16 protein-coding genes are annotated in these 13,957 nt (G+C 41.3%); 5 read left to right on the forward strand and 11 right to left on the reverse strand.

All coding sequences use genetic code 11. The annotated features are described in order from the left end of the window. Positions 1 to 38: 38 nt before the first annotated feature. Positions 39 to 2,216, reverse strand: a complete 2,178-nt coding sequence (locus NH153_RS08190) for a YgiQ family radical SAM protein (protein ID WP_063702727.1) — start codon at positions 2,214 to 2,216, stop codon at positions 39 to 41. Between the two features lie 121 nt (positions 2,217 to 2,337). After that, positions 2,338 to 4,533 carry a bifunctional diguanylate cyclase/phosphodiesterase gene (locus NH153_RS08195; RefSeq protein ID WP_063702729.1) on the reverse strand — a complete coding sequence of 732 codons (2,196 nt, stop codon included), beginning with the start codon at positions 4,531 to 4,533 and terminating at the stop codon, positions 2,338 to 2,340. A gap of 259 nt (positions 4,534 to 4,792) precedes the next feature. Between NH153_RS08195 and NH153_RS08200 the strand changes: the two genes are divergently transcribed. Next, positions 4,793 to 5,299 carry an SRPBCC family protein gene (locus NH153_RS08200; RefSeq protein WP_082874024.1) on the forward strand — a complete coding sequence of 169 codons (507 nt, stop codon included), beginning with the start codon at positions 4,793 to 4,795 and terminating at the stop codon, positions 5,297 to 5,299. Beyond that, positions 5,268 to 6,155, forward strand: a complete 888-nt coding sequence (locus tag NH153_RS08205; protein WP_063702731.1) for a TIGR03899 family protein — start codon at positions 5,268 to 5,270, stop codon at positions 6,153 to 6,155. The genes NH153_RS08200 and NH153_RS08205 overlap by 32 nt, the downstream gene beginning before the upstream one ends. A gap of 33 nt (positions 6,156 to 6,188) precedes the next feature. Here the strand turns inward: NH153_RS08205 and NH153_RS08210 are convergent, their stop codons facing one another. The 9 genes from NH153_RS08210 to NH153_RS08250 form a co-directional block, all read right to left on the reverse strand. After that, the gene (locus NH153_RS08210; protein ID WP_063702733.1) at positions 6,189 to 6,956 is read right to left on the reverse strand and encodes a TIGR04219 family outer membrane beta-barrel protein; all 768 of its coding nucleotides are present in this window, start codon (positions 6,954 to 6,956) and stop codon (positions 6,189 to 6,191) included. 4 nt (positions 6,957 to 6,960) lie between these two features. Further along, on the reverse strand, positions 6,961 to 7,947 hold the full coding sequence (locus NH153_RS08215) for a DUF2333 family protein (RefSeq protein ID WP_063702735.1): 987 nt from the start codon (positions 7,945 to 7,947) through the stop codon (positions 6,961 to 6,963). Positions 7,948 to 7,955: 8 nt separating this feature from the next. Beyond that, complete coding sequence (locus tag NH153_RS08220) at positions 7,956 to 8,462, reverse strand: copper chaperone PCu(A)C (RefSeq protein WP_063702737.1); 507 nt, start codon at positions 8,460 to 8,462, stop codon at positions 7,956 to 7,958. An 80-nt stretch (positions 8,463 to 8,542) separates the two neighbouring features. Further along, the gene (locus NH153_RS08225) at positions 8,543 to 8,869 is read right to left on the reverse strand and encodes a hypothetical protein (protein WP_063702739.1); all 327 of its coding nucleotides are present in this window, start codon (positions 8,867 to 8,869) and stop codon (positions 8,543 to 8,545) included. A 9-nt stretch (positions 8,870 to 8,878) separates the two neighbouring features. Beyond that, positions 8,879 to 9,085, reverse strand: a complete 207-nt coding sequence (locus NH153_RS08230) for a PspC domain-containing protein (RefSeq protein WP_054554145.1) — start codon at positions 9,083 to 9,085, stop codon at positions 8,879 to 8,881. 10 nt (positions 9,086 to 9,095) lie between these two features. Continuing rightward, complete coding sequence (locus NH153_RS08235; RefSeq protein ID WP_063702741.1) at positions 9,096 to 9,770, reverse strand: PspA/IM30 family protein; 675 nt, start codon at positions 9,768 to 9,770, stop codon at positions 9,096 to 9,098. A gap of 236 nt (positions 9,771 to 10,006) precedes the next feature. Further along, positions 10,007 to 10,984, reverse strand: coding sequence for a tRNA dihydrouridine(20/20a) synthase DusA (dusA, locus tag NH153_RS08240; RefSeq protein WP_082874018.1), 978 nt, complete (start codon positions 10,982 to 10,984; stop codon positions 10,007 to 10,009). Between the two features lie 239 nt (positions 10,985 to 11,223). Further along, entirely contained in the window at positions 11,224 to 11,706 is a 483-nt protein-coding gene (locus tag NH153_RS08245; RefSeq protein WP_063702743.1) for a hypothetical protein, read from the reverse strand. A 97-nt stretch (positions 11,707 to 11,803) separates the two neighbouring features. Beyond that, positions 11,804 to 12,424, reverse strand: a complete 621-nt coding sequence (locus tag NH153_RS08250) for a MarC family protein (protein WP_063702745.1) — start codon at positions 12,422 to 12,424, stop codon at positions 11,804 to 11,806. A 95-nt stretch (positions 12,425 to 12,519) separates the two neighbouring features. On the opposite strand from NH153_RS08250, the gene NH153_RS08255 reads away from it, so the two are divergent. The 3 genes from NH153_RS08255 to NH153_RS08265 all read left to right on the forward strand — a co-directional run bounded on the left by NH153_RS08255 (position 12,520) and on the right by NH153_RS08265 (position 13,919). Next, positions 12,520 to 12,954, forward strand: coding sequence for a transcriptional repressor (locus NH153_RS08255; protein ID WP_063702748.1), 435 nt, complete (start codon positions 12,520 to 12,522; stop codon positions 12,952 to 12,954). 75 nt (positions 12,955 to 13,029) lie between these two features. Then, complete coding sequence (locus NH153_RS08260; protein ID WP_063702750.1) at positions 13,030 to 13,497, forward strand: chemotaxis protein CheX; 468 nt, start codon at positions 13,030 to 13,032, stop codon at positions 13,495 to 13,497. After that, a complete protein-coding gene (locus tag NH153_RS08265) occupies positions 13,494 to 13,919 on the forward strand; it encodes a secondary thiamine-phosphate synthase enzyme YjbQ (RefSeq protein WP_063702752.1) in 426 nt (141 codons plus the stop codon). Before NH153_RS08260 ends, NH153_RS08265 begins: the two co-directional genes overlap by 4 nt. The last annotated feature ends 38 nt before the right edge of the window (positions 13,920 to 13,957 follow it).

Below are 13,957 nucleotides of genomic sequence, written 5' to 3' on the forward strand. Positions count from 1 at the left end.
AATAAAAACGGCCCTTTAAGGGCCGTATTTGTTTCTATTTACTTTGCGCGCTGCTTATTTTTACCCACTCTAGGTTTCGTATTGGCCTTTTTAAATTGGCTAAACCCGGTGTGACGCGTCAGTGCCGCACGGCCTTTTCCACCTTTCCCCTGCGCCGCTTTTTCATTACGGCCTTCTTCAGGTACCAAGCAGTTTGGCCCTTTACCAATGAGGTTTGCTTTGCCCATCTTTTTCAGCGCTTCGCGGATCATCGGCCAGCCAGCTGGATCGTGGTAGCGTAAAATCGCTTTATGTAAGCGACGCTGACGCGCACCTTTTGGTACTGGCACTTGTTCAGTATTGTTTTTAATATTGCGCAACGAGTTCATCTCTGTGTGATAAATCGTTGTTGCATTAGCCATCGGCGATGGATAAAAGTTTTGTACTTGATCAAGTTTAAAGTCATGAGCCTTTAGCCACAGCGCCATGTTCACCATGTCTTCGTCTTTTGTTCCTGGGTGAGCAGAAATAAAATACGGGATCAAATACTGCTTTTTACCCGCTTCTTTTGAGTATTTATCAAATAGCTCTTTAAACTTATCGTAAGCACCCATGCCCGGCTTCATCATCTTAGATAATGGTCCATCTTCAGTATGCTCAGGGGCAATTTTTAAGTACCCGCCTACGTGATGGGTAACCAACTCTTTAACGTAGCGTGGATCTTCAACGGCTAAGTCATAGCGTACGCCAGACGCGATCAAAATTTTCTTCACACCTTTTACATCACGGGCTTTTTTATAAAGCTCAATGGTTGGAGTGTGATCCGTGTCCATATGCTTACAGATATCAGGATAAACACATGATAAACGACGACACGTGCTCTCTGCCTTTTTGCTCTTACAGCGTAACTTATACATATTCGCTGTCGGTCCGCCTAAGTCAGAGATAACACCTGTAAATCCCGGCACCTTGTCACGAATTTGCTCAATTTCATCAATAATTGATTGCTCAGAACGGCTTTGAATAATGCGTCCTTCGTGTTCTGTAATCGAACAGAAAGAACAACCACCAAAGCAACCACGCATGATGTTCACCGAGGTTTTAATCATTTCATAGGCTGGGATTTTTTCATCACCGTAACTTGGGTGCGGAATGCGCTGATAAGGCAAACCAAATACGCCATCCATTTCTTCGGTTTCAAGTGGAAATGCTGGCGGGTTAACCCAAATAGAACGGTCGCCATGACGTTGAAATAACGCACGTGCACAACCTGGGTTTGTTTCTTGGTGCAAAATACGCGAGGCATGAGCATAAAGCGGTTTATTCACGCTTACTTGCTCATACGCTGGTAGCTTAACGTAGGTCTTTTCCCAAGGCTTAGGGCGCGCAGGCTGAATAGTGATTGGCTTAGCCGCCTCAGCACTTAAATCGATTCCCGCTTGTTTAAATTCAGACTTACTACAACCCACATCATCTGCGCCATATGGGTTTGGAATTGGATCAATCTTACCGATTTTATCGATAGCAGTTGAGTCACTACCACGCCACCCCGGTAATGGCTCCTTACGAATAACCGCGGTACCACGAATATCTTGGATTGTCTCAACCGACTCACCCGCAGCAATACGATGAGCGACTTCAACAAGTGGGCGCTCAGCGTTTCCGTAAATTAAAATGTCAGCTTTGGCATCAAACAACACACTACGGCGTACTTTTTCTTGCCAATAATCATAATGAGCAATACGGCGTAAGCTCGCCTCAATTCCACCAATAATCAGCGGCACATCTTTATAAGCTTCACGACAGCGTTGGCTATATACAACCACCGCACGGTCTGGACGTTTACCACCTATATTACCCGGTGTGTACGCATCATCATGACGCATACGCTTTTCAGCAGTATAACGGTTGATCATCGAGTCCATATTACCCGCTGTAACACCAAAGAATAAGTTAGGCTTGCCTAACGCCATAAAGGCATCTTTTGAGTTCCAATCAGGCTGCGCAATAATACCCACACGAAAACCCTGCGACTCAAGCATACGTCCAATCACAGCCATACCAAAACTTGGGTGGTCAACATACGCATCACCACTAACAATGATCACGTCACAGCTATCCCAACCTAACGCGTCCATTTCTGCACGAGTGGTTGGTAAAAATGGCGCCGTGCCATAGCATTCAGCCCAATACTTAGGGTAAGAAAACAGGCCTCGCTCGGCTTTTAATGCGCTCATAAAGTGTACTCTGCTAACAAAAGGGGCGAATTATACCTCAGTCTTATAGATTATTATAGAAAACAAAACGCCCTACATATTGAAGGGCGCTGTTTAATTAGTATGCTTTTGTCCAAACTAGCTATTGCTTAGCTTGCAGGTAGGTAATTAACTCTTTTTCTGGCATAGGCTTAGCGTACATAAAGCCTTGCACTTCATCACAGCCAAGCTGAGCTAAATAATCTGCTTGCGCTTGGGTTTCGACTCCTTCAGCAATGGTTTTTAAACCTAACCTTGCACCAAGAGAAATAATTAATGCGGCAATCGCCTGACAATCTTGACCCGGTAAGTCTTTAATGAAGGCACGATCAATTTTGAGTCTGTCTAATGGCAGTTTTTGCAAGTAACTCAATGATGAGAAGCCGGTACCAAAGTCATCAATCGCAATCTCGATACCAAACTCTTTGAGCTCTTTTAAAGTTGTGATCACATTCGTAAGCTCATCCATAACCACGCTTTCGGTTACTTCAAGTTCAATATACTGCGGTTCTACATCGTATTTAATAAGCGTGTCTTTTACTTGCTGAGCATAGCCTTTAACTTTAAATTGTGGCACTGAGACGTTTACTGCAATGCTAATTGCAAATCCCATCGCTTCTAGGCGTTTTTGCTGCATACATGCTTGCTCTAGCACCCATTGACCAATTTCAACAATTAAACCAGCATCTTCGGCCATAGGAACGAAAATCGCCGGAGAAATATACTGACCATTTCCTGAGGGCCAACGCAGCAGCGCTTCACAACCTATAATTTCGAGGGTATTTAAATCAAGTTGCGGTTGAAACCACACTTCTAATTTACGTTGCTCAAAATCTTGGCGAAGCTGCCTGATGATCCCCAAACGCCATGCCATCTGCTCTTCCATATCTGGGGTATATGTCACCACCATTTCAGAAGATTGTTTTTTAGCTTGGTTTAACGCAATGTAACCGAGTTTTAAGGTCTCGATCCCGGCTTGTTGGAAATCACCTTGGTAACATAAACCAATTTTAAAGTTGATTGGTAAAATGTGTTCACCAGCATTGAACGGCAAACTTAAATGCTCACGTAGTAACTCAACGTCACATTCGTGTACAGGTAACAACAACCCGAATACGTCGGCACCAATGCGCGAAAGCAGCTCTGCATTTGGGTACTCTTGTTGCAGCCTATCAACAATGGCATTAAGTAATAAGTTACCAATTTCTTGGCCTAAGCCATTGTTAATATCTGAGAATTGCGCAACATCAATTAGTAAAAATACAAAGTCGCTTTTACCCGGCTGATAGTAACGCTCTACTTTGTTCATAAAGTCATTACGATTTGATAAACCAGTTAAAATATCTTTATATGCAGCATCACGCAAACGGTTGAACAACCTAACATTATCAAGACCAACACTGACATTAGTTAAAAAGATTTCTGCAAATTGTAGTTGCGTAGGACTTGGCGTGTGCTCTGTTTCTATGTAAATCGCTGCTTGGCGATTTTTGCTTTTTAATAAGTACGTACTGTCTACATCGGTATGCTGATGCTCACCTTGGGCTAGGCAGTTGTTAACTTGCATGATAATACGGCCATCATCAAGCTGCTCAATACCCTGGCCGATAAACTCATTATATTCAGCACAACCACCTAAAACATAAACCTGGTTATCATCTTCGATTGAGCCACACAGTAACCCCTGCGGTTCGCAATCTAAAATAATTGAGAGCTGTTTAATAACCGCCATCGAAAAAGCTTTAATATCGGTAAAGCCGAGGATGGCTTTTGATGCATACAAAATATTATTTAAAGCACGGCTTTGAAATTCGAGCTGACAGACTTGCTCATAAGAGCGAATAGCAGTAACCAGTGCGGTAATAAGCTTACTACGTGTTAGTTCTGTTTTTGTTTTGTAGTCGTTGATATCGTATTCACGGATCACTTTTTCTTCAGGTGCATAACCGGGTTGTCCGGTACGTAAAATGATGCGCACATTGTGATTATTGAGGCACTCTCTAACCTGCTTAACAACTTGCAAGCCAGCATCATCAGACTCCATAACCACATCAAGTAGAATTACCGAAATCGAGTGGTCATTTTTAAGTAATTCGAGCGCTTCTGCGCCAGAGTAGGCATGGTGGAATCTCAGCCCTTTATCCCAGAATTCAACACCTGAAAGAGCAAGCTTAGTCACTGAATGTATTTCTGGATCATCATCGACAATTAATACGTCCCAAAAATCAGAGACAGTTTCATCCACTAACTGTTCGTCATCTTGGTCACTAAACAAAAAGTCGTTACTCTCTGATGCCATTAATAATTCCTTAGAGTGATCCTCGTAATACTGTAACGATGGTTCCACTCCATTTTACAGCGACGCTCAAAATTCTATCACTTATTTGACTATGATACATTAGTGATAGCTTATATAGTATCAAACAGATTATAGTCTATGTTACGTATAATGTTATGAAAGTTATAAAACAATTGCCTGAGGTGTGATTATTAAAATACTCATTTTTACCCTAAAAGCGATTTTTTTCAGTACGCTAATTGCGCTTGTGATAGGGCTGATGCTTTCACCACAGTATACCGTTCACAAATCAATTAAAGTGAATGCTAGTCGTGCAGAAATTGCCAGCCTTGTTGGTGACTTTAGCCAATGGCCAAAATGGCAACCTTGGCAAGCAGTTGATCCAAGTATTAAATTTACCATTGCAGAGCCTAGCCAAGGTGTGGGTGCGCATCAATTTTGGCAAAGTCGTTTTGGCGAAGGCGAGATGACCATCACGCAACTCGACAACACTCAGCTTTCGTTTAATATTCTATTTAACCAAGAACACATTGCTCAGGGCACAATCCGCTTTACAGGTGCGGGTAATGAGGTAACTATCGAGTGTTCGTTACAAGGAGAGGTAAACACCCCTATCATTGGTGGCTACCTTGCTTTATTAAGCCAATATATTCTCAATAACACGGTGACGTTGGCACTCAATAACATTAAAACCCATGCGCAGTTAGCAACAACAAACAAGGCCATTGTGAGCGATGACAGTGAAAGCGGCTCAAGCGAGAGTTAATCTTGCCAATATCATAGAAAACCAACTCGGCTACCCTATTCATAAAGCCTCATCGATCAGGATTAACCATGCTGGCGATGACAGCTATTCACCACAAGGTCAGCAGCAGCTTGCCTATCAAATTAAAGCACAAGCGACTCTTTTAGAGCGTGCGCACACTCGCCAAGAAATTCAATTTATAAAACGCCAAGAAAATATCGAAACCATTATGGCGATGGCTATGGCTTTTTGCCCGGATGTTACAGGACAACAACAACCGGATTTTGATTGGATAGAGCGTTTTATTAGTTTGTGCGAAGACACAGCAAACTCTTCAATGCAAAAGCTATGGGCAAAAATACTCGCAGGTGAAACCGTGTCACCGGGCACCTTTTCAATTAAAAGCCTACAAACACTTAAACACATGACTCAGCGCGAAGCAGACGCCCTTCAGCGCTGCACATCACTGTGTGGCTTTAATGAAAAAGACAACAGCCACTTAATTTTACTCGGCTTTTACAAGAAACCATCGCTGTTTGATTTGCTTAGAAAAGGCAATAAAGTGTCATTTAACCTAGGGAAAACCCCAGTGAGCTTTCCTGACATTCTTACCCTGATGGACATTAACTTGCTGTACCGAAAAGAAATCGAATCAGCGGTTTTAAAAGCAGGCCAAGAACTGGTACTGAGCTTTATGAATCAACGCTTGGTTTTAAAAGCAAAAAGCAATGACTTAGTACTCAGTTATTATAAATTTACTCAAACGGGTGACGAGTTAAGAAAGCTAATCGCATCGCCCATAAATAAGGCTTATAAACAGATACTTTCAACATCATTAGAAGATGAATTTGAAGTTAGCTGGCAAACTCTAAAATAAAGCAGCCAGCTAAATACCAATCGAAAGGCTCGATTAGAAGTGGATTTGAATACCCGCAAATGGGCCTGACGCATCTAAATCTGTGTAGATGTCATCAATATCATCAAGCTCTAAGGTCATTGAGCGGTAGCCCGCTTTAATGTCCATATCAATTGCTAAGTTATCAAGTAAAGCGTATGCGATACCTGCTTGGTAATCTTGAATTTTGCTATCATCGATAGCCAGTAAACTACCTTCAAAGAATACGCTTAAACCAGTAAATGGTAAGCCAACTTCAGCACGGCCATACACTAACGGTACAAAACCAGAAAAATCAACGCGCTCAGTGGTATTTTGGCCACCGTCTTGCGATGTACCAGTTACAACAATTTCACCATCAAATTGTTTAGCATTCACACCTAAATCAATAGAAACCAAATCATTATCAAAGATTTCGTAATATAGGATGTAGTCGATGTGTGATAAATCACTTACTGTGCCTACTTGTGTACCTACCACATAATCTGAACCGCCAAAGCTAAACGTTTCATCAAGTGTAGTGTCACCATTTAACTCAAGCTCAGTGTATTTTAGTTTAAGGTTTGGTACTAACGGCACTGGGTGCTCAAGTGCTGCGTAGTAGCTCGTAAACGTTTCATCATCAAATTTAAAGCTTTGTAGATTTCCGTCTTGAGCAAAACTACCGCTGTTATCTGATTGCCAGCCATCAACACCTAGGTATAAGCCTAATAATGTATCAGCTTGCGCTGTTGGAGCTAAACAGGCCATTGAAAGGGCAGCTGCTAAACAGTACTTTTTCATCATTTTATCCTTGCGCTAAAAGTTCGCTAAGTTCAATTAGAGCCGCATTGGCTCGAGAAATATAATTCGCCATGACCAATGAGTGGTTAGCTACAAAGCCAAAACCACTGCCATTTAAGATCATTGGGCTCCACACCGTTTCTTGCGTGGCCTCTAATTCACGAATAATTTGTTGCAGACTAACACGGGCGTTTTTCTTTTCTAAGACATCGGCAAAATCATATTCAACCGCTTGTAAAAAGTGCAGTAATGCCCACGTTGCACCACGCGATTCATAAAACACATCGTCAATTTGCCACCAAGATGTTTTCACTTGGTTTTGCAAAGGTGCATAAGTTGCTTGATGAGCCGCAGTATCACCTGCTAAATCAGTGTTTAAACGATCTTGACCAACACTTGCGCTTAAACGCTGGCTTAAACTACCAAGGCGTTTTTCTGCTTCTTTTAACCAGCCACGTAAGTTATCTGCGCGGGCATAAAATTGGCTATCACGATCGTTCTGATCAGCAATTTGAGTACGGTATACGATAAGTAAATCAATACCCTTTTGATACTCAGTTTCAGCGCTTGGCCACGCCCATGCTACCGAGCTAATATTAAATTGCGGCTGGGCTTTTTTAAGTGCTTCGTGCTCAGTTGATTGAGACTGTGAACGGCTGAAATCTTTACGCATCGACAACACCAAATCACGGGTCATCTCAAGCGCGCCATATTCCCATGCCGGCATGTTATCCATCATCACACTTGGTGGCATCATATCGTTAGATAAATAGCCGCCAGGTTTATTTAATAATGTACTTGCTACATTGATTAACGTCGTTGTTGTTGTGTAGCCGGTGACAAATTTTTCGCCGCGCATTTGCGCTTCTTGTTTTGCCTTGCCAACAACATCCATACGAGCTGGTTCACTACTCCAGTAAACAGCAATCGCGTAAAAAACAATTAGTATAATAAGTAATGCACTGGCTATTTTTCCTTTATGCTCAGACATGATACCTCCTAGTGATGTGAGTGCTCTTTACTTTTTTGTGATGCCTGTTCAGACATCTCTTGCAAAGACACAACCTTGGCTTGAGTAAAAACTCGATTGCCATCATTAAAATATAGCGTGAGTTTTCGTTCTTGCCCTGCTTTTAGTTGATCTTCAGGTTCAAACACCATCAAGTGATAACCACCGGGTTTAAACTCAACACTGCTATGACCATCAATCTTTAATGATAAAACCTGTTCCATTTTCATCATGCCATCTACATGAGTGTGCTGATGAATTTCAACGCGTCCTAAACCATCAAGCTCAGCTTTAGTTAATACTGTTGCCTGCTCACTCGGGTTGGTAATAGTTAAATAAGCCACGCTGGCTTTACTGGCTGGTAAAAACTCACGTACCTGCGCGTTGCTTACAGTGACTTCGGCAACATCGCTATGGTCATGACCACTATGGGCAGATGAAAAAGTACTAAAGAATAAACTTGCGGTAAGAAAAGAGAATGCGGGCCACAGTTTCATTATGTTTTAATCCTTGTTAAGACATTAACTTACCCGCTAAATTTAGCATATTTTATGTATTAAGGCAGTTTATTAGTACCTTAAGCTGGCGATTTTTTGTTATCAGCAATCAACCAACACAATGCTGCGATTAGTAATAGTGGCCATGCAATCATTATTGAGCCGAATAAAAACGCAAGCACAACACCAATCAGAGCAACAACACCTGCGCCAAGCAGCCCAATAGTGAATAGCGCAACACCCGCCACAACAGCAATCACAGCTACTATTGCTCCGATGACTTCAAGTCCAGCCCAACTCATATCAGCAATTGATAAAGGTAACTGCCATGAGTCGAACGAGACAAAAGAAACCGCATCAGTACACAGTAAAAGCATTGCCAAGACGATGATAGCTAACGTTTTCATAATCGACTCCTAGTAACCTTTCACTGGTAAAGTGCAATGAGCCACTAAATAACCCACGCCAATTAACAGTGGCATTTGAATAAGCAATATGATCATGACTAAACGTGTTGACCATACAGGGAAGCCCAAGCGCGCAGCCAATCCGCTACACACACCCGATATCTTTTTGTTACTTAGATCTCGGTACCAACGTGTTGATGTATGATAAGTATTCATCATTTACCTCCTAAGCCGACTGCTTCATCGTTGCTTTTAAATCAGCAAGCTCTTTATCGATTGCATCATTTTTCTCAAGAGCCGCAATTTGTGCTGCTGTTGAATTTGCTGCATCACTTTGCGTAAGCTCGTACGCTTCAACTTGTGATTCAATGTTTTCAACGCGCTGCTCTAAGTAGTCAAAACGCGCTAATGCATCTGCAACTTTGCTGCTATGTAGCTGCTCTTTTACTTTTAAACGTGCTGTAACAACGCGCTCTTTTTGCATATAAGTCAGCTGTTTAGCTTTTGCATCTGCAAGCTTATTTTGTAAACGCTGACAATCTTCAGTCAATTTTGCGAGTGACTCTGCCACTTTATCCATTTCAGCTTGTTGCGCTTCGATTTCTGTCGTTATGCGCTGCTTTTCAATCAGTGCAGCTTTAGCAAGATCATCACGATCTTTACTGAGTGCTTTTTCTGCTTTCGCTTGCCAGTCAGCTACTTTTGCTTGTTTGGCTGCAATTTCGCGCTTCATTTGCTTTTCTTGCGTTAAAAATGTCGCAGCGGTTGCACGGCATTCAGTCAGTGCATCCTGCATTTCTTGCACGAGTAGATTAAGTAACTTTTCAGGATCTTCAGCTTTGTCTAGTGCTGCAGAAAGGTTTGCCTGAATAATGTCATTTACGCGATTTAATACACCCATGTGACTCTCCTGTTGATTATTGGGTTAATACAGCTAGGAGATTCCAATTCTTGTGCCAACTAACAAATAAAATAAATTTATTACTTAAATACAATAAGTTGAATAAATAGAATTAAAATTTTGACTGACTAATGGCTGAATGAGAAATAACTAATTTGACTAAAAAATTAACTTTTTCACCAAATTTTAGGATCAAAAAAAGCCACAATATGTGGCTTTTTTAATAGGCTTTGTGATTAGGCTTCTGGGACAAAACTTAAAGCTTTATCCATAACAGATAAGTCAGCCGTTTTACCATGACCTTTTTCTGAAAGATGGCGTCTAAAACCACGCGCGCCAGGTTGGCCTTGGAAAATCCCCAACATATGGCGAGCAATATGCCAAAAGTTAGCGCCTTTACTCATTTCATCTTCAATATAGTCATACATAGAGCGTACAACCTGATGGCGACTCAGCGTAAATGCGTCATCACCATAAATGTTTTCGTCAACCTCAGACAAAATAAACGGATTACTATACGCCTCACGACCAATCATAATGCCATCAACATAATCAAGGTGAGCTACGCTATCAGCAATTGTTTTCACCCCACCATTTAAGCTTAGGTGCAGTTGCGGATAATCTTTTTTCAACTGGTAAACGCGCGGGTAATCAAGTGGTGGGATCTCACGATTTTCTTTCGGGCTTAAACCATTTAACCACGCTTTACGCGCATGAATTATAAAGTCATCACAACCAACATCGTGACTCGCTTCAATTAAAGCACATAAAAACTCATACGAGTCTTGCTCATCAATACCAATGCGCGTTTTAACTGTAACAGGAATAGTCACTTCGGCCTTCATTGCAGCAACGCAGTCAGCAACCAGTTTAGGCTCTGCCATTAAACAAGCACCAAAGCGGCCATTTTGCACGCGATCAGACGGACAGCCGACATTTAAATTTACTTCATGATAGCCACGCTCTGCTGCTAATTTTGCACACTTAGCTAATGCTTCAGGATCTGAGCCACCAAGTTGCAATGCCACAGGGCCTTCATGCTCATTAAAGTGTAGGTAATCGCCTTTACCAAATAAAATAGCGCCGGTTGTCACCATCTCAGTGTACAGCACAGCATGCTTAGTCATTTTACGGTGAAAGGTTCGACAGTGACGATCAGTCCAATCTAACATGGGTGCCACTGAAAAACGGCGGTTTAATGTCGTCGTGCTCATAACATGGCCCCTTTAAAGATCAATGCGTTTACTTGCAACTTAAATTACCTAATACGATTAACGCTAATCAATAGCGCTGACACATCAAAAGTTAGCTATGTGTCGGAATGAAAAATTGGGCTTATTATACCACCGAAGCACGCTCACGGCATGGCTTAATCGAAGATCAAATGATGAAAAGAGGTGAAGAAGTGTACTGCAAACTCACTTCTGTGATTGATACGTTAAAAGTGAAAATACTAAATTTTCACTTCATTCAATAAATTTTCTAGATTTTGTCCTGTGAGTTCAAAAATAATTATTTCTAATTCTTTGAAATCTTTATCTTTTAAGTTAACTAATTTAGCACCTACTGCAATGCGGGCAACTTCTTCTACGGGGTCAATTTCAACAATTTCGACCGATACATGGGTGTCGTGATCTTTGGATTGCACATAATATTCACTAAAGAATGTCGCGTCAGCTCTCACATTAGGGTTACTGTCAGACACTGATTGTAATAACGTGCCCTTTTTAAGATCGCTTTTACGAATTGAAAAACTGTATTCAGCAACATGGCCTCGACCAATAATTAATGTTACGGCACTCTCACCGTTAATTTTAAACTCATGGTCTGTGACTTCAATCACGCGAAGTTTACCGGTATCTTCCGGTGGTGGCTCCGTACAGGCGCCCAAACTAAAAATCAGAAATACTGATATAACTACATTTTTGATTAGCATTCTTTGTTCCTTAAATTTTATATTGCCTTCTTTTAAGTTAGATAAAAGAAGGCAATAATTCAAAGTTTAAATCACTGAAAATGCACTTTAAATTAAACTAAGCAACAACACTCAAACCAAAGTAGTGAGCAATACCACCTAAGATATTATTAACCGCGACTGACGATAAAATTAACCCCATCACTCGACTAATAATACTCGCGCCACTATCACCAATTAACTTATGAACATGTGTCGCCAGTAGCAATAACAGCAATACAATCACTAATACTGAGAGCATGATTGATGAAGTGATAAGTTGCTCATACCACGTGTATTCAGTATTTCGGGTCATCAAAACTGCCGCAAGCATGGCACCGGGGCTGGCAATAGAAGGAATTGCTAATGGAAAAATTGCGGTTTCGGTACTGTTACGAACACTTTTAATCTCAGTTTCTGGCTTACTTTCACCGAAAATCATCGATAAAGCGAAAAGTAATAATACGATCCCCCCGGCAATTTGAAACGCAGAAAGCGGAATATTGATCGCGTTTAAAAGTACTTCACCCGCAAGCACAAAAAATAATAAAACTAATGCCGAAACGCCAACCGCTTTTAGCGCGACTTTGCGTTTGAATTTGGCATCATCCCCGCGTGTAACGGCAATAAAGACAGGCACAGTACCGATAGGATCAATGACAGCGAAAAAGAAAATGAATGCAGCTAGCAATTCACTCATTAAGAAAACTCCCTTGAAAACGTGTTAGCGAATAAAAACACTGCAACTACAATACAGTATGTTAGTATATCACGGTAGCGTAAGGATAAGAGAAGATGAACATAGAATCACTCGTCAGTAAAGCAAAACAAGTATGCGATAATCGTGGTGCACGTTTCACACCTATCCGTGAAAAAGTATTCCGCCTGCTCGCTAGTGCGCAAGGTGGTGTAGGTGCTTATGACTTATTAGAACAACTCAAATTAACTGAGTCAGGCGCAAAACCAGCAACAATTTATCGCGCGCTCGATTTCTTATCGGAACTTGGCTTTATTCACAAAATTGAAAGCACCAACTCATTTATGTTGTGCCATCATTTTGATCACATTCACCCTGTACAATTATTAATTTGTGACAGCTGTGGTTATGTAAAAGAATTACATTCAACAGTAATTTCTCATGAACTTAATAACTTAGCTGCAGAAAGTGGATTTATTGTCTCTGGACAAACAATTGAAGCGCACGGCAAGTGCGAAAAATGCAAAGATTAAGTGCGGTGTTTGAAACAACCACTACACTTAAAGTATGATTAACGGCATTTCTGCAAACCTAAGGGAAAGAAAATAATGAATGTGGAGTTCATCAACCCTTTTTTATCATCATTATTAAATGTATTGAGCACGATGGCTCAAACAGAATTAAAACCGGGCAAACCTAGCTTAAAAAAAGACGAATTAGCCCGTGGCGATGTATCGGGTTTAATTGGTATGGTTGGCCCACAAACTAAAGGTTCACTTTCAATCTCATTCGATGAAAGCCTAGCACTGACTATTATGGAAAGAATGCTCGGTGAGCGTCCAGACTCAGTCAATGAAGAAGTCACTGACATGGTAGGCGAAATTACCAATATGGTAACAGGTGGTGCTAAAAACTTACTCGGCGAAAAAGGCTACGAGTTTGATATGGCAACGCCAGTTGTGGTGTCTGGTAAAGGACATACAATTGCCCATAAATGTGAAGGTGCCAAGGTGTTAATTCCATTCACGTCTGCTGATGGTAACGCCAATATTGAAGTTAGCTTTGATAAACTATGAGCTGGCAGCAAAAAACCATTCAATTAAAGCCTCGCTCGCGAGGCTTTCACATCATTGATGACGAGCTACTTCGTCAACTTCCAGAAATAACGCAATACAAAGTCGGTTTATTACACCTGTTCATTCAGCATACGTCTGCAAGCTTAACAATTAACGAAAATGCCGATCCCACTGTGCGAATGGATATGGAAAGTCACTTCAATCACTTCGTACCAGAACGACAAAGTTATTATCGTCATGATTATGAAGGTGATGACGACATGCCAGCCCACATAAAAAGCAGTACATTAGGTGCTGAACTCACCATACCTATTAACCAAGGCCGCTTAATGCTAGGCACATGGCAAGGCATCTATTTAGGTGAACACCGTGACCATGGTGGCGCTAGACGCATTGTCGCGACGATTCAAGGTCAGATCTAAAACTAACTTTAAGCTGTAAGCAAAACTTGGCTTTAACT

Origin of the sequence: Pseudoalteromonas gelatinilytica (genome assembly GCF_001641615.1) — a bacterium.
Lineage (GTDB): Bacteria > Pseudomonadota > Gammaproteobacteria > Enterobacterales > Alteromonadaceae > Pseudoalteromonas > Pseudoalteromonas gelatinilytica.